Source organism: Micromonospora sp. NPDC050397 (assembly GCF_044901685.1).
Taxonomy (GTDB): domain Bacteria; phylum Actinomycetota; class Actinomycetes; order Mycobacteriales; family Micromonosporaceae; genus Micromonospora_G.
Genome location: NZ_JBJDPS010000001.1, coordinates 54,886 through 78,785 on the forward strand (window position 1 = coordinate 54,886; position 23,900 = coordinate 78,785).

A 23,900-nucleotide genomic window follows, 5' to 3' on the forward strand; every position below is an offset into this window, starting at 1 on the left:
GGGACCGACCCGGCCTCTCCCGCTTCCCGGCAATCCTCTGACCCGGGTTTATCCCGGACGGTTGGGTCCACCCCCGGCCGGGCTGGCCCGGCGACCTATCGGACGTGGACGAAGACCGGGTTGGAGTAGAACCAGAGGTCGCTCCACGGGCTTTCTGGGCCGTCGGCGAGGGGTTCGGCCTCGTCGGTGCTGGTGCCGCGTACCCGGGCGTAGATGTCGCTCTCGACGTTGCCCAGGGTGTGTCGGATCACGTAGTCGCGGCCCTGCCTGCGCCAGTCGCGCGGGCCGAAGCGGGCGACTACCGTGGTGGTGGGGTTGGTGTCGGCGTCGAGGTTGCTGTTCGGACCGGTGATCCGTCCGATGATGAGGTCCACGCGACGGACCTGGGGGCGGTCGCCGTTGGCGTTCTTGCCCGCCAGGGGCCGGAACGTGATTTCGATCTCGACATCGGTCCGGTTACGCCGGTTCAGTGTGATCGTCTCACCCACGGCCGCAGCGCGGCCCTGACCGGAGGCGGTGAGGTCGAGGCTGGTGACCAGGTCGCCGGTGGTGACGAAGATCCGTCCGTTGCGCAGGCCGTCCATGATGTCGGCGTAGTCCTGGCGGGCGTGGACGTAGGTCTTGCTGTACTCGCCCGGCCAGAAGTCGGAGCCGCCGCGGGTCCAGTGGACGTGGGAATCGGAGCCGGCCGTGATCCACCAGCGGCGGCCCTCGCCGAGCAGGGAGTCCCAGAGGCCACCGACGCGGGCGGTCATCTGGTCGAAGCCGCCGTGGGTGGGGTGGCTGACGTAGCCGCCCCGGACGCCGCCGGTGAGCGGACCGGCCTGGCGGCCGGGGGCGCCCTCGAAGCCGACGTAGATCTCCGGCGCGGCGTTGTTGCCGTTGCGGAACTCGCGCGGGGTGTCCTGGCCGTACACACCGAGGCCGGGCGCCGACCGGGAGGTGTGGTGGGCGATGACCAGCGGACGCTGTTCCAGACCCCGGGCGTATCTGAGGAACTCGACCATCTTGGCCTCGGTGTCGCGGGTCGGGTCCGCCGGCCAGCCCTCGCGGCTCGCGAATCTGCTCTCCAGTTCGAAGAGCAGCCTCGCCTCGTCGTCGTGACGCGGGATCATCAGGGTGTGGTGGTCCAGGGCCGGGGCGTCGAACTCCATGCCCCAGAACTGCAGCACCTCGGGAACCAGTTTGCGGGAGCGCAGCAGGTCGGGGTACGCCTGCTCCAGGTTTACCTTCGAGTGCGTCGGCCCGCCATGGTCGGTGCACATCGCCCAGGTCAGACCGAAGTTCTTGGCCATGATCGCGTTGGTGACGATCGGGTAGACCGCCTCGCCGCCCTTGATGAACCGCGGAGGATTCGTCGAGGTGTCCCAGCCTCCGCTGTACTCGGAGTGGACGTGGTGGTCGCCGGCACGCCACACACGACCGCCGGAATCCCCGCCGCCCTGCCTGCCGAAATGGCCATCGCCATCGCCATCGCCGTTGTCGTCGGCGATCGCCGATCCGGATCCGGCCAGCGGGCTCGCCGTGGCGAGGATGGCCCCGACGCCGACGTACTTGACCAGTCGACGCCGAGAGACCTGCGATCGTGGGATGTCTGCGAAGTCTTCGTCTTTCAAAGGTCACCCTTCCCTCCGTGCGGCGGGGTCGCCTCATCAATCGATGACCTTAGCCGTGATCGGTCCTCTTGGCCGGTGAGCGCCTTGAACCGTCAGCCGTCACCCTGTCCGTGGGCATCAATGCCGGCGTCCTGGCCGCCGTTCGGTCGCTGCCGGGTTGTCGCGGCTCGGCAGCGCCCACCGGTAGGCGTGGAGCACGTCGTGGACGCCAGACCCGTGATGAGACAGAGACTGCGAGTCTGCGGCGGATGCGCGTAGTATCTGCGCATGCCCGCAGCCAAGGTGCGCGTCAATGCGGACGGCGCGGGTTCAGGTCCCCCTTCACACCCCGGGTCAGGGTAGCTGCACTGGATAGGCGCCGGGCGCGTGCGGCATGGCGCTCGCCTGCGTCGGTGGGGTGTCCCGACGCTCGATCTGGCCGAAGCCGGCGCCCCGGTTGCTCTGCTGCGGCCAGCCGCCGGCCTCGTGGAACAGGCGCAGTGCGGTCCGTACGACGCTGTCGAGTGGCTCGTTCGCCTCGATCTCGATGGCGGCCCCGGGCGTGTCGATCCGTACCTTGGTGGCGGTCGGTGGGGTGGTGATGGCCAGCGTGGCCGCCGGTTCGGTCTCGGTCCGCTCGTTTGTCACAGTTCTACATTCTGCGGTTGTGTGGCCGCCGCTCCGCCACCGCCTATCCCGGTGGCCAGGAAGGCCCGGCCGGTGGGCGATCAGACGCTCGCCGTCGCCGGCCGCGCGCGCCAGCCGCGGCCCGCAGGTCGGTACGCCAGACGTTGCGCCCATCGACCAGCCCGGCGACGATCGTCCTTCCGGGGATCGGGCCGTAGCGAGCGAGGTGCGCCAGGTCCGCCGGTCCGGCAACCAGGTCAGGCCCGATCGCCTCGACCGAAGTTGGCTTCGGGCCCGGGCGCCGGCCCCGAGGGTCGCGTCGTCAGCGTGGACATCGACTCGGAGGTCACTGACCGGGCAGCGGGCCTGCTGGAGCAGAACGGCTACGGCGACCGGGTACGGGTCCTCGTCGCCGACGCTGAGCATGGTGTGCCGGATGAGGGTCCGTTCGACGCGATCATCGTCACGGTGGGGGCCTGGGACGTTGCCCCAGCCCTGCTCGACCAGCTTCGGGAGAACGGCGTCCTCGTCTTGCCGCTGATCATGAACGGGGTCACGAGGACTATGGGCTTCCGCCGGCAGGCCGACCATCTGACCAGCGCGTCGATGGAGGTCGCCGGGTTCGTGCCGATGCGATGCGACGACGATCCCACGGCTGCGTTCCCGATGCGAGCGAATGGAATTGAGCGAGCCGCGTACAAGTCGTCGGTACGTGAATGGACACGTTACGCGATTGAGTCGGCAGTGTCGATGATTCTCGATTTCTTGGTGACGGGGTGTCGCTCGCTTACTTCCCGCACTCTCGTAAGCCACGAGCAGTAGTGGCTGGTGCCCGATCTGCTCAGCGACAGGGCGGGAACGATCAAATGATTCCGGCCGTCGAGAATCGGTTGCCCGGCGAGGTGATCGGGTAATTGACGGGGGAAGGTTGGTGGAGCCGGGCGACCTGCGGAGGTTCATCCGGGATGACCGCTGCGGACGCCGGCAGCCTTCCGCAGATGACGCGGCGAAATTCTGGAGCAGGAACGCGCATTTGGCGCCGGCTGCCGAGGGCGGGCCTCAGGCTGAGTCGGCGTCCTGGTCGGTCTTGCTCGGGATGGTCGCCGCGATGCCACGTCGAGGTAGGTAGGAGCGGTTCGCCTTCGAGGTGTACGCCTGGTCCGCCAAGATCCGGTCCGGACGGGTGCGCGGACGGCCGGTGGCCAGGCGGGGAACGCGGATAGCGGTTAGGACTGGTACGAACTGCGGGCTGTCGCCCCACTGTCCGGCGTTCAATACGATGGCAAGGGGTTTTTGTCCCTGCTCACATGCTAGGTGCAGCTTCGTGGTCAACCCGCCACGGGAACGACCCACGGCGTGGTCGTCCGGCTCGATGCTGACACCGCCGGGTGGTTCGGCCTGCAGCGCCTCAGTGGCGAGTTGGCTGAAGATCCATTGTTCGAGAGTCTGCTCGCGGGGTTCCATGCGGGCAGGCGTACAGCACCGGCACCCGGGCTTCTGGGGTGTGTGCCTTGCGGAGTCGCAGGGCCTCGCCTAGCAGCAGTGAGGTCTTGCCCGCGCCGGGCTAGCCCGAGGACGACGACCCGGCCACGCAGCCGTTTGTCCGTCAGGATCTGGTGCATGGCGTCGGGGTGACGCAAATCGAGGCAATCGTTTAGGTTCATCGGTGTCGGGTCGCCGTCACTGCGGATGTTGCTCCAGTGATCAGCGATCGGCGGGCCCGGGTTCTTTGAGGTGTTGCAACACCGGCCCGGCCAGGTGCGGCTGATTCCATCGGGTGCCGGTACGCGAAGTCGTCGAACCCGCTTCTTTCGCTGGTCGGGCGAGGAATGGGCCGCGATCACGCGACGGTACCCCGAGGGCGGCGTTGCCATGGGAACCGCCGCCAACGTCTTCCCGGGCAATCGCCAGTACACAGTCGCGTTCGACGATTGCTGGTCGGTGGTCGAGTATGAGGACAGACCGCCCTCGGTCCGGCAGGACCGGTCCGTTCCACGTGACCCGCCTGCTGGAGTAGGCCCACCGAATCCTGCTAGCGCCGGCGACTTAGCTGCCGAGGTCACCGATGGTGACCCAAGGTCAGGCCGTACGGTGCTCGGCGATGGTCGGTCATCGTCGTGGCTTAACGAGTCCTGCGTCGTACGCGAAGACGATCGCCGCAGCTCGGTCGCGCGCGCCGAGTTTGTTGAAGAGGGTGCCGACGTGGGTCTTCACCGTGGTTTCCGCCAGGAAGAGCTGTTCGGCGATTTCCCGGTTGGAGGCCCCGCGTGCCATCAGGCGGAGGACGTCGAGTTCGCGGTGGGTGAGTGCGTCGAGGCGCTGCTGGTGAAGGGGCGTCGACCGGGCCGACTGTCGGTAGGAGTCGAGGATCGGGCCGAGGAGGGTGCCGTCGATCCAGGTGCCACCCGAGGCGACCGTGCGGACCGCCTCGATGAGGTTCTCGGGGGTGGCGGACTTCAGTTCGAACCCTGCCGCGCCGGCGTCGACCGCGGCCCAGAGCACCTTTTCGTCGCCGAAGGTGGTGAGGATGCAGACCGGTGGTCCGCCGGCGGCCCGTAGCCGGCGGGTCGCCTCGACCCCGTCCACCACGGGCATCTGCACGTCCATGCAGACGAGGTCGGGAGTGCACTCGGAGACGGTCCGGACGACGTCGCCGCCGTCGCCGCATTCTCCGACGACCTGGATGTCGGGCTGGCTCCGCAGAATCAGACCGAGGCCGGTACGGACCATCGGCTGGTCGTCGACCAGGAGTACGCGGATCACGCGGACGCCCCGGCGAGGCGACGGGGCAGTTGCGCCCGGACCACCCAGTGTTCCCGGTCTGTCCGGGTCTGGAAGGTTCCGTCGATGGCGGCCACCCGGTGCTCGAGCCCGGCCAGTCCCATGCCGCTCCCCGTACGCGAGGGAGTCGGACCGAGCGGGCTCTCGACCCGTACGTCGACCCGGTCGTGGTCCACGCCGATCCGAATCGTCGCCTCGGGGGAGCGGGCGTGTTTGGCGACGTTGGTGAGGGCCTCCCGGAGCACGTCGTGCAGGACGATGCGGGGCGCCGCCGACACGCCCTCGATGTCTCCGGCGATGTCGATGTCGATGCGCATCCCGGCGTCGCGGTACCTGTCCAGCAGGTGTTCGAGTTCGCCGGATTGCAGCGGTGCGAGCGAGTGGGAACCCCGGTGCATGAGCATCAATGCCTGGCGAAGTTCGTCCATGCCCTTGCGGCCCACCAGCTCCGCCTGCCGCAGGGCCTCCGCCGCCTCCGTGACCTCGGTGGGGGAGGAGGTGAGGATCATCCGCGCTCCGGAGAGGTGAAGCAGGACCACGCTGAAGCTGTGCCCGACCAGGTCGTGCAGGTCGCGGGCGATGCGTTGCCGGTCCTCGGCCACGGCGGTCTCGGCCAATCTGTCGCGGGTACGTTCCAACTCGTCGATCAGCGCGAACTGCCGGCCGACGACGTGGCCGAAGCCCCACCCGATCAGCAGGCCGCCGAACCAGAGCCACGCGCCGAGACCCCGGTGCCAGTCGTTGGTTTCGAGTAGCCAGATCAGGAACGGCGACAGCAGACAGAGGAACATCACCACGGTGTCGACCCGTTGCCGGCGGCCGGCCGCGACCACCGCCAGTGCGGTGACGACCACGAGGTAGGCGCTCCGGGTGACGACCGCCGCGTCGCCGACGACCGTCGGGACCGTGACCCACGACAGCAGCAGCCAGCCCGGCATCGATCGCCAGAGCGCCCGCACGATCAGCGCCGGAAGCATCAGCAGCGCGAGAATCCAGCCCCAGTCCGACGTGTAGTGAAGGTTGAGTACTCCCAGGCCGGTGCCGAGGACGGCCGCCCCGATCACGAACTCGTCGCGGTCACGCAGCAGTGCGGGCATGCCAGGAATATAGGTCAGTACCGGTGCGGTCGGTTCCCACCACGGGCCCCGGCCTCTCCTACCGGGGTAGGAGCCGAGCGCCGTTTTCCTGGCCCGGAGGGGGTGGGTAACGGCACCGGACTCCGAGGACACCGGGGGCTGCCGGCTCCAGACTTCATCGGCAGGCGTCCGGACCGACCGGGCCTTGGAGGAGGTCGTCATGTTCACTGCGCTCGGGAGGCTGGTCATCCGACGTGCCCGGCTGACCCTGTTCGGTTCGCTGGTCGTGTTCGCGCTGACCGTGATCCTCGGCGGAGGGGTCTTCGGCAGCCTCTCCACGGCCGGCTTCGACGATCCACGTTCGGATTCGGCACGGGCGACCGAACTCCTCGCCGACGAGTTCGCCGCCGGCACGCCCAACATCCTGCTCGTCGTCACGGCGAACAGTGGTGACGTCGACGCCCCGGACGCGGCAGCCGCCGGCCGGGCCCTGTCCACCGAACTCGCCGCCGTGCAGGGCGTCGACGAGGTGACGTCGTACTGGCAAATGGGCTCACCACCGTCCCTACGCACCGACGACGGGGCGTCCGCGCTGGTCCTCGCCCGCGCCGGCGGCGGCGACGACGCCGCCGAGGTGACAGTCCAACGGGTACGGGAACGGCTCGGCGGAGACCGGGGTGCGCTCACCGTCGAGATCGGCGGCGCCGCGGCCATCGGCGAGGCTCTCGGCCACGGTCTGGAGCAGGACCTGCTGCTCGCCGAGATGATCGCGATCCCGCTGACGCTGCTCCTGCTCCTGGTGGTCTTCCGTGGCGTCGTCGCGGCGCTGTTGCCGATCCTCGTCGGTGGTGCGGCGACCTTCGGTTCGTTCTTTGTGTTGTGGGGAATCGTCCAATTCACCGACGTGTCGGTCTTCTCGACCAACCTTGTCATGGCACTGGGGCTCGGCCTGGCGATCGATTACTCGCTGCTCATGGTCTCCCGGTTCCGAGAGGAACTGGACGCCGGACACAGCGTCGGCCTCGCCACGATCCGCACCGTGGAGTCCGCCGGCCGGACGGTGGTGTTCTCCGGAGTGACGGTGGCCGTGGCACTGCTGGCGCTCGCCGCCTTCCCGCTCTACTTCCTACGCTCGTTCGCCTACGCCGGGGTCGGTGTCGTCCTGGTCGCCGTACTCGCCTCGGTGGTCACCCTTCCCGCGATGCTGATGCTGCTGGGCCACCGGATCAACGCGTGGCGGCTGCCGGGCATGCGGCGGGGCGAGGCGAGCGAGTCCCGCCGGTGGGCGGCCCTCGCCGAACGGGTGCTGCGCCGGCCGGGCCTGGTCACCGGTGCGGTGATCGCGCTGCTGGCGCTGCTCAGCCTCCCCATCCTCAACACTCAGTTCGGCAATCCCGACGCCCGTGTACTCCAGGCCGACGTTGCCGCACGGCAGGCGACCGAAAAGGCGCAACGCGACTTCGGCTTCGCCGCCGAGGCGCTCCCGGTCGTGATCAGGGGCTCGGCCACCCCGGCCGACGTCGAGGCGTACGTCATGGCCGTGTCCCGGGTCGAGCACGTCGCCGAGGTCGTCACCGCTCAGGGCACCTGGGCCGACGGGCAGCGGGTCGGCGATCCCACCCCAGACTCGGGACGGTACGTCGCCGACGCGGGTCAGTGGTTCGAGGTCGTGCCCTCCGTGCTGCCGAGCTCGGCGCAGGCCGAGGAACTCGTGCACCGCCTGCGTGCCCTCGACCCACCCTTCGAGGCTCTCGTCGCCGGCAGCGCCGCCCGACTCGTCGACACCAAGGCGGCGATCTCCTCCGTCGCCCCGTGGGCCGCGCTCTGGATCGCCGTGGCGACGTTCGCCCTGCTGTTCCTGATGTTCGGCAGTTTCCTCGTACCGTTGAAGGCGATCGTCCTCAACATCCTCAACCTGACGGCCATGCTCGGCCTCATGGTCTGGATCTTCCAGGACGGCAATTTTTCCGGCCCCCTGGCATTCACCCCGACGGGTCTCACCGACACCTCGATGCCGCTGCTGATGTTTGTGGTCGCCTTCGGCCTGTCGATGGACTACGAAGTCTTCCTACTCGCCCGGATGAAGGAGGAGTACGACCGCACCGGCGACAACCACACCTCGATCGTCACCGGACTCGCCAGGACCGGACGGATCGTCACCGCTGCGGCGCTGGTCCTCTCCATCACCTTCTTCGCCGTCGCCACCAGCGGGATCACCTTCATGAAGATGTTCGGCCTCGGCCTGGGTATCGCCGTGCTGATCGACGCCTTCATCGTCCGGGCGACCCTGGTGCCGGCGCTGATGAAGCTCGCCGGGGCGGCGAACTGGTGGGCACCGCCGTGGGCCCGACGCCTGCACGCCCGAGTCGGAATGAGCGAGACCGGCAGAACCCTCTCCACCGAACCGCCCGACGCACCGGCGGCCCGCGAGGAACCCCGCCGCCTCCCGGAACACATCTCCTGACCCGCCCGTCGCCCCGCCCGCCCGCCTGCCCGCCAAGAAGCATGGGGAGCCCCGGAATGCAGTCGTACGACGTCACTGCCGAATCGACGGCGCCGCCAGACGTAGTGTGGACATTACTGTTGAACCCGAAAAGCTGGCCCGATTGGTCGCGCATCGACGCGCTGGAATCCGAACTGTCGCGAGACCTCTCACCCGATGGGCGGGACAACGTCGGCGCAACCCGTGCCTTCCGCACCGGGAACGTCGTCACCACCGAACGGATAACCGCCCTAGAGTCCGGACACCGGTTCACGTACGAGGGTGTGGAGAACCCGCAAATGGCCGACTACCAGGCCGTTGTCGAACTGCACGAACTGCCCGGCGGCGGGACGCGAATCCGCTGGCACGGCACGTACGCGGCGCGCGGGGATTCACCTTGGGTCTTCCAGTGGTATCTCCGCCGCTTCATGCAGGCCATGGTGACCGGACTCGCGGAGCACGCCGCCGGCCTGGACACCCCACCCGCCCGTCGTGGTTGAAGAAACTGTGTGACTTTGCAGCACCCGTCTCCGGCATCCGTGCGCGGCTGGTCGAGGAGTCGGTCGTCCACTTGAATACCTTGAGAGCTGACAACGCAGAAAGGTAATTGCATGCAACTGTCCGTCGAGGCGATCAGCGCCATTCCGGCCCGGATGAACGAGGCCTGGAACCGCAGTGACGCCACCGCATTCTTCGCCGACTTCGCGGACGACGCCGAGTTCGCGGACTTCGAGGGAACCATCTACCGGGGACGCGAGCAGATGATCGCCACCCATCAACCCATCTTCGACACGGTGATGAAGGGTTCTCGACTACTGCGCGGCGAAGTGCCATTCGCCCGCATCATCGGGCCGGGCTGCGGCGTCGTACACCACCGCGTCGGGATCGCGATGCCAGGAGAGAAGGAGCCGCCACCGAGCCGCTACTCCATGCAACTGTTCGTCATGAACTGGCAGAACGACCACTGGGAGGTCGTCGCCCTACAGAACTCGCGTCTGATCTCGCTGGAGGCCGTGGCGGCCCTGGAGTCAGCCGATCTGGGTCCGGCAGTGGGAGGGACGCCGTGACTCGATGACGGTGACCGCAAAGCCTGCGGTGTGGCCCGGTCGGTCTCGCCTGCGAGGTTCATGGGTGCTGGCGACACCGACCGGGCCACCTCCGGGTCAGGTCTCGGGCGGTGTGGCGGCAGCGGCGGCCGGGAGCGGTGACAGGTCCCGGGGACCAGGCGGTTCTGTGGAATGGCCAGTCGTCGCCGTTGGCCGGGGAACCGGACTGGTACGGGCACCGTCATCCCGGGCCGTCCACAAGTGATTCCCCGGTCACGGGGCCGTCGTGCCTGAACCCCTCCAAACAGCGGGGGTTGGATTCGGGAGCGGGCGCGGCATTGCGGCCAGCCACGCCCGATCGACCGGCATGAACCGGATCGCTAGGCGAAGCCGGAACACGACCATGACGTGTTGGACGAAGCGGCTGACCGGCTCCGCGTCGCGCTGCGCGAGTTGGGTCACGCCGCCACCGTCCCGCAGCCCGGGGGACGCTAATGTGCAACCCGTGAACACCTGTTTCCGGCAGGTGTGCTGGGTGCGCGTGGCCGAGTCCTCCCCCGGAGGCAGTTTTTCGCCGCGATGCGCCGTTTGGGTGCGACTGCGTTGGTGCTGGCTGTCGCTCCGTGAGCGGTGGCACGAGCGTCGGCTCGGAGTAGCCAGCCACCCGGTGTGGTGCAGGACGATGGCGGCACACGGATCGACCGAACGGCCCGCACGCCAACCCGAACGCCGGCACTTCATCGGCGACTGCGGCGTCGCGGCGGCCCATCCTCACGCTCCGCCCGGTCGGTGGGAATAGAGTCGTCGCCAAGATGGCCTCGAACGTACCGGTATCACCGACGCTCGCCGAGGCGATCTTCCCGCTGACGGGGCGCCCCGATCTCAGTCATGCTTTGATCGTGTCGGCCGGCGGCGCCACGGACAGCTCACCTGAATCCGTTGGTAGGGCTCTGTCGGAACTTGAAGGCAGCGAGCGTCAGCAGCCGCGACGCGGGGTTGGAGGCAGATGTGGATCACCATTCCCACTTCGCCGTCCTCGGACCGGTACGGGCGTTTCGTGGCCGCTCCGAGCTTGACCTGAGCTCTCGTCAGCTGCGGCTGATTCTGGGCTTGCTGCTGGTGCGGCCCGGGCGAGTGGTGACGCCGTCGGAGATCTCGGTACTGCTCTGGGGCGACGCCGCGCCGGAGCATGCGGCCAGCATCATCCACCGGCACATAGGTACGTTGCGGCGCCGGCTGGAACCCGCGCTGCCGTTTCGCGCCGAGGGCCGGTGGCTGCGGCGAACCGGTGGCGGCTACCGGCTCGAAGTCGGACCCGAGTCGCTTGATCTTCTGAAGTTCCGTGAGCTCGCCGAAGAGGGGCGGGCCGCAGCCGAGGCTGGCGACCGGTCGATCGCGCTGGCTCGTCGGACTGCGGCGCTTCGTCTGTGGCAGGGCCGCTGCGGTGCCGACCTCGACCCGAATCCGGAGGTTGCGAGGGAGTTTTCGTCCGTCGACGAGGAACGCCTCGCGGTGGTCTGCGCCGCGGCGGAGGACGCGCTTGTCACGGGAGAGATAGAAGATCTGCTGCCGATCGTGCAGGAGCTCGCCGAGCAAGCCAGGCTCGACGAGGCCCTGCACGCCCGGCTGATGCTGTTGCTGGCGGCGAACGGCAAACAGGCGGCAGCGATCGCCGCCTTCCACCGGTTGCGAACGCGGCTGGTCGACGAGCTAGGGGTAGATCCGGGTCACCAGCTTCGTGCCGCCTACGAACGAGTACTGCGCCAGGGATCCGGCGAGCCGGCACAGCCGGCCGTCGCGCCGCGGTCCCACCTGCCACTCGGCACGCGGTTCTTCAGTGGCCGCGCGGCCGAGCTGGAGGGGCTGTCGAAGCTTCACGCCGAGGTCGGCCAGGACCGTTCGGCAACGGTAATCGGCGTCATCGACGGGCTTCCCGGGGTCGGCAAGACCAGCCTGGTCCTGCACTGGGCCGCTCGGGCAGCCGACAAGTTTCCGGATGGGCGGCTCTACGTCGATCTGCAGGGATTCGATCTCCACGACGCCGTGCTGGACAGCAGCCAGGCGTACGCCCGGATGTTGACCGGCCTGGGTGTGCCGTACTCGCAGATCCCGGCCGGCACCGAGGACATGGCGACGCTGTTTCGGGCGACGGTGGCCGACCGGCGCATGTTGATCGTGCTCGACAACGCTCGTGACGAGGAGCAGGTCCGCCCCCTGCTGCCCGCCTCGTCCGACGCCCTGGTTCTGGTGACGAGCCGCAACCGGCTCACCGGACTGATCCTGAAGGAGGGCGCCGTCCCGCTGAGCCTGAGCACGCCCTCGGAAGCCGAATGCCGGCTCGCCATGTGTGAACGCCTCGGCGCCGCTCGCGTGGCCGGCCAGCAGGACGCGATCTCCGAGATCATCAGGCGGTGCGGCAAGCTGCCCCTGGCCATCGCGGTCGTGTGCGCCCGCGCGCTGAACTACCCGGACTGGTCACTGGGGGAGATCGCCGCGCAGATGCGGCAGTCCGATCCGTTGGACTTCTTCGACGGTGAGGATCCGCGCACCGACGTACGCAACGTCTTCTCCTGGTCCGCCAGGATGCTCAGCGAGCCGGCCGCCCGGCTGTTCAGGCTCCTGCCGGTTCATCCCGGACCGGATATCGGCTCTGCCGGGGCGGCCAGCCTGGCCGGGCTTCCGGTCGGTGAAACCCGGGACCTGCTGCGCGAGTTGATGCGCACCCGGCTGATCACCGAAAGCCGTCCTGGCCGGTTCGCCTTCCATGATCTGATCAAGGGGTACGCCGCCGAGCTGAGTGTGGAGCGCGACTCGCCGGAGGAGCGCCGACGAGCGCGGGACCGCATGCTCGACCACCTGCTGCACACCACCTACGCCGCCAACAAGATGTTGAAGAGTTCGGTCCACGTCGCCGCGCTCGACCCGCCCCGACCCGGGGTCTCGCCCGAGCTGATCAAGGACCTTCCGGCGGCCATGGCGTGGATCACCACCGAGCTTCCGGTGCTGGAGGCGGCCATCGAACCGCTCGGCGCAAGGTCGTGGCGACTGGCCAGCGCGCTCACGCCGTACTTCCTGCGCAGCGCCATGTTCCAGCGGTGGGAGGCGATGGCCGGTCAGGCCCTCGAACAGGCGACGATCGGCGGCGACCTGGCCGGCCAAGCCGCCATGCACCGGATGAGGGCCGGCGCGAATGTGAACGCCGGGCGGAACCTGCTTCGGGCCGGGGTGCCGGCGGGCGAACTGCAGATCCGGTCGGCCTTCGACGACCTGGAGCGGTGCAAGGAGCTGCTGTCCGAGCTGGAGCTGCCGCTTCAGGAGGCGCACGTGTACCGCAATCTGGCTCAGGCGTATTCGGATGTGGGTGAGCACGGAGAGGCGTTGCGGCAAGCCGAGCGCGCACTCGCGCTGTTCGAGTCGGCCGAGCATCTTCCGGGCATTCTCCTGGCGTTGTTCCAGCTCGGATATGACCGCTGCGCGACCGGCGATGTCGAGGCTGGTTTGGCGTTGCTGCGCCGGGCCGAGGCGCTGGCGCGAGAGGTCGGTGACATCAACACGGCCGCGGAGGTGGCGAGCGAGACCGCCGGCGTGTTGGCCAGGATCGGCCGCACCGACGAGGCGATCGCCTGTCACCTGCGGTCCCGCGAGGGCATGCTGGCGGTCGGTAACACCCTGGAGGTTGCCTCCTGCGAGCGTGACCTCGGTGAGGTCTTCTTTCAGGCTGGTCAACGGCATGAGGCGCTGCGCTTCTGGCGCGCGGCGCGGAAGGGCTTCGCCGACATCGACCAGACCGACATGGTGGCCTTCCTCGACGAACGAATCGGCCAAGCGGCTGAGCCGGTGCGCCCGGGTTCTGACTTCACCGGCCAACGCTGAGACGACGACCGACGACAAGCCGGCTGCTTGAGCAACAGGTAGCCGAGAATCGATAAGCCAGGGTGTCGTGTGAGGTGAATCGCTGCCGGCCCTGACCCGGCACGGTAGGTTCACGGGCAGGTGTGCCGGGAAGCCTGGTCGGCGATGTTCTTGCCGTGCCTTGCTGAAGGAGCCCCGTGACCGGAACACCGTCTCGTCCGCGCCGTTTCCTGTTCGGCCGCGGCAGCTGGCCGGAGACCCGCCGGATCGGCGACGTGCTGCGCACCGAGACCGTCGGCGGCATGCTGCTGCTGGGTGCCGCGGTGCTGGCCGTGTTGTGGGCCAACTCGCCGTGGGCGTCGGCCTACCAGGATCTGGGCGCGTTCAGGGTCGGCCCGCACACGTGGCATCTGGACCTGACCCTCGCGCAGTGGGCGGCCGACGGTCTGCTGGCGATCTTCTTCTTCGTCGCCGGGCTGGAACTCAAACGCGAGTTCGTCGCCGGTGATCTGCGGGACCCACGGCGGGCGATCATGCCGATCGCTGCGGCGCTCGGCGGCATGACCGCACCCGCCTTGATCTATACGGCGATCAACGCCGGCACAGCCGGCGGCGCGTTATCCGGGTGGGCGGTGCCGACCGCCACGGACATCGCGTTCGCCCTCGCGGTGCTCGGGGTCATTTCCACTCACCTGCCTGCGGCGCTGCGCACGTTTTTGTTGACGCTCGCCGTCGTCGACGATCTGCTCGCCATCGTCATCATCGCGGTCTTCTACACCAGCTCGCTGCACCTGCTGCCGCTGCTCGCCGCGCTGGTTCCGCTGGGCCTGTTCGCGGTGCTGGTGCAACGCCGGGTGCGGTCCTGGTGGCTGCTGTTGCCCTTGGCCGCGGCCACCTGGGCGCTGGTGCACGCCTCCGGCATCCACGCCACCGTCGCCGGCGTGCTGCTCGGGTTCATGGTGCCGGTGCTGCGCCGCTCCCAAGGTCCCGGGCCCGGACTGGCGGAGCACTTCGAGCACCGGTGGCGGCCGCTGTCGGCCGGGGTCGCGGTCCCGGTGTTCGCGTTCTTCGCCGCCGGGGTGTCGCTGTCCGGGGCCGGCGGTCTCGGCGCGACGCTGCGCGACCCGGTGACCATCGGCATCGTCGCCGGCTTGGTGGTCGGCAAGTGCGCCGGTGTGCTCGCGGCGACGTGGCTGGTGCAGCGAGCGACCCGCGCGTCCCTCGGTGAGGGGGTGAGCTGGTGGGACGTGCTGGGCCTGTCGCTACTGGCAGGGATCGGGTTCACCGTGTCGCTGCTGATCGGCGAGCTCGCGTTCGGTAGCGGCAGCGAGAAGGACGAGCACGCCCGTATCGGCATACTTGTCGGCTCGCTGATCGCCGCGCTGCTGGCCACCGTGGTCCTGCGCATCCGCAACCGCCATTACCAACGGCTGTGCGCCGCCGAGGAGCTGGACACGGACGCCGACGGCGTACCTGATGTCTACCAGCGGCAGGATGCTGGCCCGCCGCGCTGACCGCAGCTGGGGCTTCCCGCCGCGTGCGGGCGGGAGTACGGTGAGTGACAGGTGTGCCGGGAAGTCTGGTCGGCGGTCATTGATCCATGCCCGACCGAAAGGCCTCCCGCGATGACCGATCCCGCGCTGCGCGCTGTCGACCTCACGAAACGGTACGGCCGCCTGACCGCCCTCGACACCCTGAACCTGGACGTCGTCGCGGGTGAGGTGTTCGGGTTCCTCGGCCCCAACGGCGCCGGCAAATCCACCACCATCCGCGTGCTGCTCGGCCTCGCCCGCCCGACCGCCGGCCGGGCCGAGGTGTTCGGCGTCGACGCCGCCGACGTGGCCCGCGCCCACCGGCACCTGGCTTACGTGCCGGCCGATGTGGCGTTGTGGCCGCAACTGACCGGCGCTGAGATCCTGCACCTGCAAGCCCGCAGCGGCCCGGGCACCGACCTGGCCTACCGCGACGAGCTCGTCGAACGCTTCGCCCTCGACCCGTCGAAACCGGCCCGCACCTACTCCACGGGCAACCGGCAGAAGGTCGCCTTGATCGCCGCGTTCGCCACCCGGGCCCCGCTGCTGGTGCTCGACGAGCCAACCAGCGGCCTGGACCCGCTGATGGAACACGAGTTCCGCACCGCGGTCCGGCACGCCCGCGACCGCGGGCAGACCGTCTTCCTGAGTTCGCACCAGCTCGCCGAGGTAGAAGCCGTCTGCGACCGGGTCGCCATCCTGCGCGCCGGCCGACTCGCCGATGTCTCCACGATCAGCGACCTGCGTGGTCTGCACCGGGCCGAAGTGACGATCAGCTACACCGGCAACGCACCCGATTTGGACGTGATCCCCGGCGTCGGGGCGATCGAGCCAGCCGGAGAACGACGTCTGCGGTTCACCCTGACCGGCGAGCCCGCTCCGGTGCTGCGGGCCCTCGCCGCCGCACAGGTCACCGCCCTGACCATGCGGGAGCCCAGCCTGGAGGAGATCTTCCTCGACTACTACGGGACGGAGACGGCCCGATGAGCCTCGACACCCGCCCCGCCCCGGCCAGCTCCCGAATGACATCGGAACTCGCGCCGGGCCGGGCTGTCACGTGGCTAGCCGTCCGCCAGATCCGGCGCGGTGCACTCATCGTCGTCGGGCTGGCCGCCGGGATAACCGCGCTGGTCGCCGCCACCTACGCGCAGGTGATGGCCGACCCGGCTGCGGCCGGCAGTCTGCAGGCTCTGGCCGGCAACCCGGCGATCCGGACGCTGTTCGGCGCACCGATCGGCCTCGAGACCGCCGGTGGGTTCACCGTGTGGCGGGTCGGCACCGTCCTCACGGTCCTGCTCGCTACCTGGGCGATCCTGGCGACCACCCGGATCACTCGCGGCGAGGAGGACGCCGGCCGATGGGACCTGCTGCTGTCCAGCCGCCTACCCGCCCCGGCCGTCCTGCTGCGCCACCTCGCCCCCGTGATGGCGGTCGCGGCCCTCACCGCAGCCGCCATCACGGCCGTTCTGCTGCTGTCCGGCACCGAACCGGCAGGCGCGGTGCTGCACGGCGCCGGCACCGGCCTGCTCGGGGCGTTCTTCGTCGCGGTGGCCGCGCTGGCCGCCCAAGTCTTTCCCACCCGCCCGCCCGCGACCGGCGCAGCCGTGGCGGTGCTGGGCGTCGGCCTGCTAGGCCGCATGATCGGTGACGGGGTCACCGCACTCGACTGGCTGCACTGGCTGTCGCCGTTCGGGCTGCTGTCCCTCAGCGGACCCTACGTCCACAACCGTGTCCTACCGCTACTCTTGCTGGCCGCTGCCACCGCACTCATCACGGTGCTGACCCTGACGGCAGCTTGCCGTCGCGACGTTCGCGACGGTCTGATCCCCGCAGCGGCGGGACGGCGCCCCCGGACCCTGCTGCTGGCGAGCGTCGCAACGTTCGCGATACGCCGGGTACTGCGGCCACTGACCGGTTGGACGATCGGCATCGGCGCCTACTACCTGCTGATCGGGCTGACCGCGGTGTCGGTCACCGACTTCCTGCGCGACAACCCGGCCCTGGCCGGCGAGGCATCCCAGGCTGGCTTCGAAGGACTGGGCAGCATCGCCGGCTTCGCCGCGACGCTGTTCGCGATCCTCGCCATGCCAGTCGGTGGCTTCGTCACCGCTCGGATGACCGCATTCGTGGCGGCAGAGTCCGACCGGCGGCTGACCTTGCTCGCGAGTCAGCCGACCACCCGGATCGGGCTGATCGGTGCCGAGATCGCGGTCACCGCCGCGGCCGCGGCGGTCCTGGTTACCGGTGCCGGCCTGTCGACATGGCTGGGTGTCACCGCCATCGGTGGTGAGCTGGCCGTGGACGACGCTCTGCGCGGCACCTGGAACGTGCTGCCGATCGTGCTGCTCAGCCTTGGCGCGGCGGTGTTCGCGGTCGGTTGGGCTCCCCGCTGGACCGGGGCCCTCGGCGGAGTTCCCGCCGTCGGTGGATTCCTGCTGCTGGTCGTAGCCGAGAGCGTCGCAGCACCGGAATGGGTAGGCGACATCTCACCATTCGCTCACCTCGCGCCGGTACCACTTGCTGAGATCAGCATGTCGTCCTCAACCGTCATGCTCGCCATAGCCACCCTCCTGACCGTGTTAGGCGTCGCCGCTTACCGCCGCCGCGATCTGCTCTCCTAGAGACGGACCCGTGGCACGGCAGCCCCAAGGAAGCGGGTCTGTGTCGGCAGGTGATCGAGGTCCTGGTCGCTGAGCTGGCGCCCGCCGGCAGGCCCGTCACCACGACCGCCTCGCCGCGCGGGCCGTCGTCGTGCTACCGGTGGCGGTGCGAAACACCGTTCCGGGTTCGCCGACCGGCTGCTGGCGAGGCTGGTGCACCTGGGCTGGATGGGTGGACATCCCTCACCACCGTGGTGTGGGGGGCCGCCAATGGGACGTGAAACTTATGCGCGCCGATTCCTCGGGGAGATGGGTCGGCTGGACCACCCTAACCGGCGCTGGTACGTTTATTCCCAAACCCTCCGAAAACGGCGGGGTGGCCGAGGAATTATTCGATAGTTCATCGGCCCCTTGCTCGCCGTGTTCCATCGGAGCGGGCGCCTCGGGCCACGGGTGGAGTGGGAGTTGGCGCGTCCGATCGACAACCATGGTCCCGCAGTTCTGTCGATCCGGATGACAGTTATTACCGGGAGTTGTGTTCCTGGGCACAGCGATAGCGAGGCAATGGATCCTGGTGGACGCGGCATGCGTTAATCAGGAGATGAATTCTGACGCTCTCGCCGAACGACTCTTTCAAGATACCATCGGCGCGCTGGAAATGTACGCCGTCTATCTGGGCGACCAGCTCGGCTATTACCGGGTGATGGCCAGTAGTGACTGGTTCACCGCGGACGATCTCGCCGAACGGAGCGGCACCGCGTCCCGATACTGCGAAGAATGGCTGAGTCATCAAGCGGTCCGGGAGATCGTCGAGGTCCAGGACGTACGGGCGCAGCCGCGCCGGTACCGGCTACCGGCCGAGCACGTGCCCGTCCTGGCGGATCCCGACTCGCTTCTCAACAGCACCGGAAATGCCCTGAACCTGGCGCGGTTCGGACGGCGGCTGCCGGAACTGGTGGAGGCGTACCGTGCCGGGAACGCGCCCCCGGCGATGCCCTGGGGACCCGAAGGCCGGGCCGAGGCGAACCGGGCAGTCTTTCTGAACCTGCTCGGTAAGCAGTGGCTGCCCTCGATCCCGGAACTCGACCAGCGGTTACGGGTGCCGGGAGCGCGGATCGCGGACATCGCCTGCGGCACCGGCTGGTCCAGCGTCGCCATGGCGCAGGCGTACCGGGAGGCGTCGGTGGACGGCATCGACCTGGACGGCGATGCGATCGAGGAGGCGAAGCGGCACGCGCGCGACAGCGGCGTCGCGGACCGGGTGCGTTTCGTGGCGGGCGACGCGGCCGGTTTCGGCGCCGGGCAGCGCTACGACCTGGTGACGATCATCGAGGCGTTGCACGACATGGCGCAGCCGGTGGCGGCACTGCGGGCGGTCCGCGAGGCGTTGGCCGACAGTGGCTCCGTACTGGTCATCGACACCCGGACCGAGGACGAGTTCACGGTTCCGGGGACGGCGTACGAGCAACTGGAGTTCGGCTGGAGCCTCCTCGCGTGTCTGCCCGACGCGATGGAGCCGGGGTCCGCCGCCACCGGCATGGTCATGCGTCCGTCGACGCTGCGTCGGTACGCCGCCGAGGCGGGCTTCACCGAGGTACGGGTGCTGCCGATCGACACCCCGTACTGGCGGTTCTACGAACTCGTCGCGTGAGAGGGCATCCAGTTCGGCACGTGGTCGGGTGGTGGCGACGCCACACGCGACGCCACACGTGACGCCACGCGTGACGACGAACCAAAGCGGCAGCGGCTCGGTGTCCGCCGCCAGGTGCCGAGCACGCCAGCCTCCGGTAACCGTTGGGCGATGGCCGCGCCCGCGCCACGGGCGCCGCCGGTGGCCAGCGCGCTTCCTTCGCCGACCGCCTTGGCATCACACCGTATCCGCTGTTCGCATAGTCGTCGCCGTTCTTGCGCCGGTAACGCTACCGACCCAATATCCGGCCGATCGCCGACAGCTTGTCGGCGTGGATGCGTTCCCCAATCGACGTTCCGGGGATCGTATGTGCCAAGTGAAAGGCCCCGGCGTAGTGATGCATTTCCGTTGGTACGTCGGCCTGGATGAGCCGGTTCGCGAACGCCAAGACCTCGTCGCGGGTCGGGTCAAGCTGGTAGGTGGCGACCCACGCCGGAGGGAGTCCGACCAGGTCTTTGACGGTGGCCCGGGCCGGGGCTGCGTAGACTGGCGTCTGGTCGGCGCCGCGCTCGATCCGGCCGAGGTAGTACTGCCAGATGATCGGAGTATCCGGGGCGCGCCACATGGGTGTGTCCGTGAACTGCTTCATCGAAGGGGTGTTGCAGCGGTCGTCAATGGTCGGCGCGTCGAGGAATTGGGCGATAAGGGTGGGACCCTGCCGGTCGCGGGTGAGCATAGACAGGGCAGTTGCAAGACCGCCTCCGGCGCTGTCGCCGAGAACGGCGACCCGGCTTGGGTCGATCGCGAGGTCAGCAGCCGGTGAACTCGTGGCCCACTCAAGTACGGCGTAGCTGTCGTCGAGTGCCGCAGGGTAGGGGTGCTCCGGTGCCAAGCGGTAGTCGACGGCGATCACCGCGACGTCCAAGTGGTCGGCGATCCGGCTCGCCGGGGTATCCGCGCTACCAAGGCTTCCCAGCGAGAATCCGCTGGACCGCAAATAAATCAGACCGGGGAGCAGCCCACTTCGCTTCGCGGGGGCGAAGATCCGGATGGGGACGTCGGGTCCGCCATTGCTGCCAGGAACCAACCTATCGCTGATGCTCAGCTCACGGTTGGGCTCGTAGGGCGGACGTTGTTCCAGAAACTGTCGGGACAGCGCACGTGCGCCGGGCAGGTCGGACAGATCCGCCTTGGGGAGCATGTGCTGGATGGCGGCCAGTTCGGGGTCGACGGTGTACGCCACGGTTACCTCCTCATGTGCGCGGCACGGCAGCCAAAGGGTGAGGTGATCACCCCCTGGCAGGCGCCTTGCAACTGCTGTTGATCGATCTGACCACACCGGTGCTTCGGGAGGTACGGCGTTTCCTGCTCGTCGTGCGGCCATTTCCGTCCGCTGCCGCTACGGCTCCGGGCCGTTACGGCCGTTACGGCCGTCAGGGCCCGGCAGTGCCGTGACAGGTCAGGTCAGTCCGGGTCCAGATTCGGTGGCACGGTGTTGCCGGCGCCAGCCACCCGGGGCCATCCCGTACTGACGTCGGAACGCTCGCTCGAACGTTCGCGGATCGAGGAACCCGGCCGCTTGGGCAATCTTGGGCACGGTGAGCCTGTCGTATCTCGGGTCGGTCAACATGCTCGCCCCTACCCGCAGTCGTTGCTCTCGGATGAACGCACCCGGCGTCGTCTCGGCCAATTCGAACAGGGTGTAGACATGCCGCACCGACATGTGGTGCCGTCGCGCCAGTTCCTCGACGGTGAGCAGTGCGTCGGCGAAATGGTCTCGTACGTGCGCCTGCAGCATCTCCAGCAGCACCTTCGTCGAGCCATCACCGATGGATACGGTGGGAGCCACGTCACGCAGGGCCATGACGAGCAGATCGATCGCGGCTTGGCCAGCATCGATCCGCTGGTCGCCACTGAGATCATCGGCAAGACCGTCCAACCGGTCCAGGTACTCCGCGAGTATCCCCACGGCGGGCGACGCCGGACTCAATTCACGCGCACAGCTTTCGGTGATCTTGCTGCTGCGAAGCGGGAGCAGGTCGCGGGAGAATTGCAGAGCCAGGCTCTGGCTGTCGGCCGGAGACGCCAGTTCCCAAGGGCTGCGCGCCTCGTACAACACTGCTGAGCCGTGGGTCAGCTCGGCGAACCGCCCGTGCTGGTGGACGTAACCTCGACCGCTCACGTGTACGCAAAAGGTCATCAGGTCGCTCCCTGATGCCCTGGCGGCCATCCGATCTGTCCTGATGGTCCGCATCGGCCCCGAGCGTGCGCGGGTGAGCGTTACCGCTGCTCCGAGCCTCTGTTGGGTCATGCGTCCCCGAAAGCCTGCACCCGTTCGGGCGATCACCGGCATGAAACTGTCGCTGGCGACCTGCTCCAGCTCCTCGCCCGAAAAGTTACGAACGTACATAGTATTCATTTTAGCCAGTCTGGTCCCAACCTCGATCGTGACCGCGCCTGAAACCGGGCGACGAGCGCGAGTGGGAGTGGGAGTGGGAGTGCTTCGGGTGCCGGCGGTGTCGATCGCCGCGGTGTGCCGTGTCATACAGCATGCTCTCGGTCGGCCCGGTGACCTCGCCTGCTGAGTTACGAGTCAACCGGACGAAGTCGCACTCTTCGAGCGACCCGAGAACGTGGTCCCAGGCGTACGCCGGACGGACCACCGCGCGCGGTCAGCGGATGAGACGCCTGCCGAGCCAACGCAGGGCAGTGGCGATGTCCGCTGGCCGGTCGAGTCCCCGAGCGGCCGGCGGAGGATCCGGCTGGCCGCATGCGTCCCGTGCGAGCGCGGCGGTCACGGTTGCCAGTGCACCGGTTGTGCTCTCCCGCGACTTCGGCGGCGCCCGGCCACTCCATGTCGATGTACCGCCGGACGAAGCCGAGCCACCTCACCGACTCCTCGGGCAGCGCGGAATCCATGTCGAGCGCCTCGCCCCGTTTACCGCCCGGTGCTGTCCCGCGTGGGGTTACGGTATCGATCTCCCCTCGGGTCCAGCCCATCCGTCGCCGGGGCGATTCGCGTGGACGACCCGGACCGGCCGGTGATCGTCTGGCCGGTTGTCCACTGTGCTCCGTCCAACCGAACGGCTAGCTTGCTTGCACGGGACCCGGAGGTCGAGCGGTTCCCGGACCCCTTTCCAACGACCGTCGGGAGCAAGCATGAAGCGATCCCTGCCGCACCGGCTCGGGCTGGTGCTCGCTCCGGTGCTCGTCGGCGTGTTGGCCGCCGGCATCCCGGCACAGGCGGTGGAGGCCACCGGTGCGACCATCACCACCAGGCTTGTCGCACGCGCCACCGATCTTCCGGTGGCGGGCGTCTGTGTCTTCGCCACCCCGGTGCTGACCTTCGGTTGGCCGGACCTCTGTCCGGCCCGCAGTGACGCTGACGGCCGTGTTCGGCTGGAGGTGCCGGCCGCCGGGACGTACAACCTGTTTGTGTTGCCGGATTCCGGCAGCCGCTACGGCGCCCAGTGGGTCGGCCCGGACGGTGGCACCGGGTCGCAGAAGACCGCCCGGCGAGTCACGCTGGACCTCGCCGAGACGAAGCCGGTGCCGAAGATCAAGTTGGATGACCGAGCCACCGTTGTCGGACAACGGCGCCCTGGTCCGGGGCGGCAGATCGTGAACGGCACCGTCGGCATCGTCAGCCCGACCCCGGACAACAACCGCGACCTGCGTTACTCGCCGATCGCCGACGACGGCTCGTTCCGCATCGACTGGCTGGGCCCGTACGAGTGGCCGTTGCTGTTCAAGTCCGACCAGCATCCCTACCAGTGGAGCGGGCAGGTGGGCAACCGGCTGTTGGCCGACCTGGTGCCGGCGACGATCGACGCTGCCGAGCCCTACCTCTTCGGCCTCTCCAACGGTACGTACGTCGGCGTACACGTCCCGGACGAGCCACCGGGGCCGCTCCGGCTGGTGATGCGCAACGTGGCGACCGGGGAGGTGGTGGCCTTCGGTGAGGACGATGACGCCAACCACCACGTTCGGCCCATGATCCTCGGCGGTCAACAGGTCAAGTGGGAGTGTCTCTGCCCGAGTGGCGTCCGGTGGCACGGCGGCACCGACTTCGCCAGTGCGACCCCGGTGGTGATCAACACCATGACGCTGCCGTATCTGACCTTCGAAGGGCCGTAGCGCGGCTCGCCCCTGAACGAGCCGGAACCGCCAGCCGCGCTTTGACGCGCGTCGGACAGCCGGCAGGCGACATCAGTCGCCTGCCGGCTGATCCGAGTGGGTGGCTGGAACCCTCACGTGTCCGTACTCGCGAAGACCGGAGGTTTGGCTTGAACTATGTCCGTCACGGATATAGTGTGGATTCATGGCGAGTAGCAGAACCGGCGGACCCCTCACCCCGGCGGTGCTCCACATCCTGCTTGCGCTCTCGACCCAGGAGCGTCACGGCTACGGGATCATGAAACAGGTGGAGTCCGACTCCCGGGGAAAGGTCAGGATGGGCCCAGGAACGCTGTACGGCTCGATCCGCCGGATGAGTGAGGCGGGCCTGATCCGCGAGAGTGACAAGAAGGTCGACCCGAACCTGGACGACGAACGTCGCGTCTACTACGGCATCACCGCGCTCGGTCAGCAGACCCTCGCGGCGGAACTTCAGCGGTACCGCCAGGTCGTCGCGGTCGCCCATGAGCGGTTTCTGCTGCCCGACCCGACGGGAATCTAGC

Annotated in this window: 17 protein-coding genes and 2 pseudogenes; 11 read left to right on the plus strand and 8 right to left on the minus strand. The window is 68.6% G+C overall.

Going from position 1 to position 23,900, the window contains the following annotated elements:
• Positions 1-95 precede the first annotated feature (95 nt).
• From ACI2K4_RS00220 to ACI2K4_RS00230, 3 genes and pseudogenes are all read right to left on the minus strand, one after another.
• Positions 96-1,616 carry a phosphoesterase gene (locus tag ACI2K4_RS00220; RefSeq protein WP_404507587.1) on the minus strand — a complete coding sequence of 507 codons (1,521 nt, stop codon included), beginning with the start codon at positions 1,614-1,616 and terminating at the stop codon, positions 96-98.
• A gap of 333 nt (positions 1,617-1,949) precedes the next feature.
• Positions 1,950-2,243 carry a hypothetical protein gene (locus tag ACI2K4_RS00225; RefSeq protein ID WP_404507588.1) on the minus strand — a complete coding sequence of 98 codons (294 nt, stop codon included), beginning with the start codon at positions 2,241-2,243 and terminating at the stop codon, positions 1,950-1,952.
• Positions 2,244-2,286: 43 nt separating this feature from the next.
• Positions 2,287-2,493: pseudogene (locus ACI2K4_RS00230) on the minus strand (hypothetical protein); the annotation flags it as partial.
• A gap of 11 nt (positions 2,494-2,504) precedes the next feature.
• Here ACI2K4_RS00230 and ACI2K4_RS00235 point away from each other — a divergent pair.
• A complete protein-coding gene (locus tag ACI2K4_RS00235; protein ID WP_404507589.1) occupies positions 2,505-3,044 on the plus strand; it encodes a hypothetical protein in 540 nt (179 codons plus the stop codon).
• A 246-nt stretch (positions 3,045-3,290) separates the two neighbouring features.
• Here ACI2K4_RS00235 and ACI2K4_RS00240 read toward each other — a convergent pair.
• The 3 genes and pseudogenes from ACI2K4_RS00240 to ACI2K4_RS00250 all read right to left on the minus strand — a co-directional run.
• A pseudogene (locus ACI2K4_RS00240) lies at positions 3,291-3,575 on the minus strand (transposase); the annotation flags it as partial.
• A 756-nt stretch (positions 3,576-4,331) separates the two neighbouring features.
• The gene (locus ACI2K4_RS00245) at positions 4,332-4,985 is read right to left on the minus strand and encodes a response regulator (RefSeq protein ID WP_404507590.1); all 654 of its coding nucleotides are present in this window, start codon (positions 4,983-4,985) and stop codon (positions 4,332-4,334) included.
• Positions 4,982-6,100: a sensor histidine kinase gene (locus ACI2K4_RS00250; RefSeq protein ID WP_404507591.1), complete on the minus strand. Its 1,119-nt coding sequence runs from the start codon at positions 6,098-6,100 to the stop codon at positions 4,982-4,984. The genes ACI2K4_RS00245 and ACI2K4_RS00250 overlap by 4 nt, the downstream gene beginning before the upstream one ends.
• A gap of 199 nt (positions 6,101-6,299) precedes the next feature.
• On the opposite strand from ACI2K4_RS00250, the gene ACI2K4_RS00255 reads away from it, so the two are divergent.
• The 8 genes from ACI2K4_RS00255 to ACI2K4_RS00290 all read left to right on the plus strand — a co-directional run bounded on the left by ACI2K4_RS00255 (position 6,300) and on the right by ACI2K4_RS00290 (position 19,242).
• The gene (locus ACI2K4_RS00255) at positions 6,300-8,543 is read left to right on the plus strand and encodes an MMPL family transporter (protein WP_404507592.1); all 2,244 of its coding nucleotides are present in this window, start codon (positions 6,300-6,302) and stop codon (positions 8,541-8,543) included.
• A gap of 56 nt (positions 8,544-8,599) precedes the next feature.
• Complete coding sequence (locus ACI2K4_RS00260; RefSeq protein WP_404507593.1) at positions 8,600-9,061, plus strand: SRPBCC family protein; 462 nt, start codon at positions 8,600-8,602, stop codon at positions 9,059-9,061.
• A gap of 111 nt (positions 9,062-9,172) precedes the next feature.
• Complete coding sequence (locus ACI2K4_RS00265) at positions 9,173-9,628, plus strand: SgcJ/EcaC family oxidoreductase (RefSeq protein WP_404507594.1); 456 nt, start codon at positions 9,173-9,175, stop codon at positions 9,626-9,628.
• A 987-nt stretch (positions 9,629-10,615) separates the two neighbouring features.
• On the plus strand, positions 10,616-13,480 hold the full coding sequence (locus ACI2K4_RS00270) for an AfsR/SARP family transcriptional regulator (protein ID WP_404507595.1): 2,865 nt from the start codon (positions 10,616-10,618) through the stop codon (positions 13,478-13,480).
• 176 nt (positions 13,481-13,656) lie between these two features.
• Positions 13,657-14,973 carry a Na+/H+ antiporter NhaA gene (gene nhaA, locus ACI2K4_RS00275; RefSeq protein ID WP_404507596.1) on the plus strand — a complete coding sequence of 439 codons (1,317 nt, stop codon included), beginning with the start codon at positions 13,657-13,659 and terminating at the stop codon, positions 14,971-14,973.
• Between the two features lie 111 nt (positions 14,974-15,084).
• Positions 15,085-15,978, plus strand: coding sequence for an ATP-binding cassette domain-containing protein (locus tag ACI2K4_RS00280; RefSeq protein WP_404507597.1), 894 nt, complete (start codon positions 15,085-15,087; stop codon positions 15,976-15,978).
• On the plus strand, positions 15,975-17,612 hold the full coding sequence (locus tag ACI2K4_RS00285; RefSeq protein WP_404507598.1) for an ABC transporter permease: 1,638 nt from the start codon (positions 15,975-15,977) through the stop codon (positions 17,610-17,612). The genes ACI2K4_RS00280 and ACI2K4_RS00285 overlap by 4 nt, the downstream gene beginning before the upstream one ends.
• A 580-nt stretch (positions 17,613-18,192) precedes the next feature.
• A complete protein-coding gene (locus ACI2K4_RS00290) occupies positions 18,193-19,242 on the plus strand; it encodes a class I SAM-dependent methyltransferase (protein ID WP_404507599.1) in 1,050 nt (349 codons plus the stop codon).
• Positions 19,243-19,510: 268 nt separating this feature from the next.
• Here the strand turns inward: ACI2K4_RS00290 and ACI2K4_RS00295 are convergent, their stop codons facing one another.
• Both ACI2K4_RS00295 and ACI2K4_RS00300 read right to left on the minus strand, forming a co-directional pair.
• Entirely contained in the window at positions 19,511-20,464 is a 954-nt protein-coding gene (locus tag ACI2K4_RS00295; RefSeq protein WP_404507600.1) for an alpha/beta hydrolase, read from the minus strand.
• A 216-nt stretch (positions 20,465-20,680) separates the two neighbouring features.
• Positions 20,681-21,631: a helix-turn-helix domain-containing protein gene (locus ACI2K4_RS00300; protein WP_404507601.1), complete on the minus strand. Its 951-nt coding sequence runs from the start codon at positions 21,629-21,631 to the stop codon at positions 20,681-20,683.
• Between the two features lie 749 nt (positions 21,632-22,380).
• On the opposite strand from ACI2K4_RS00300, the gene ACI2K4_RS00305 reads away from it, so the two are divergent.
• On the plus strand, positions 22,381-23,358 hold the full coding sequence (locus ACI2K4_RS00305) for a hypothetical protein (protein WP_404507602.1): 978 nt from the start codon (positions 22,381-22,383) through the stop codon (positions 23,356-23,358).
• 184 nt (positions 23,359-23,542) lie between these two features.
• A complete protein-coding gene (locus ACI2K4_RS00310; RefSeq protein ID WP_404507603.1) occupies positions 23,543-23,899 on the plus strand; it encodes a PadR family transcriptional regulator in 357 nt (118 codons plus the stop codon).
• Position 23,900 lies beyond the last annotated feature (1 nt).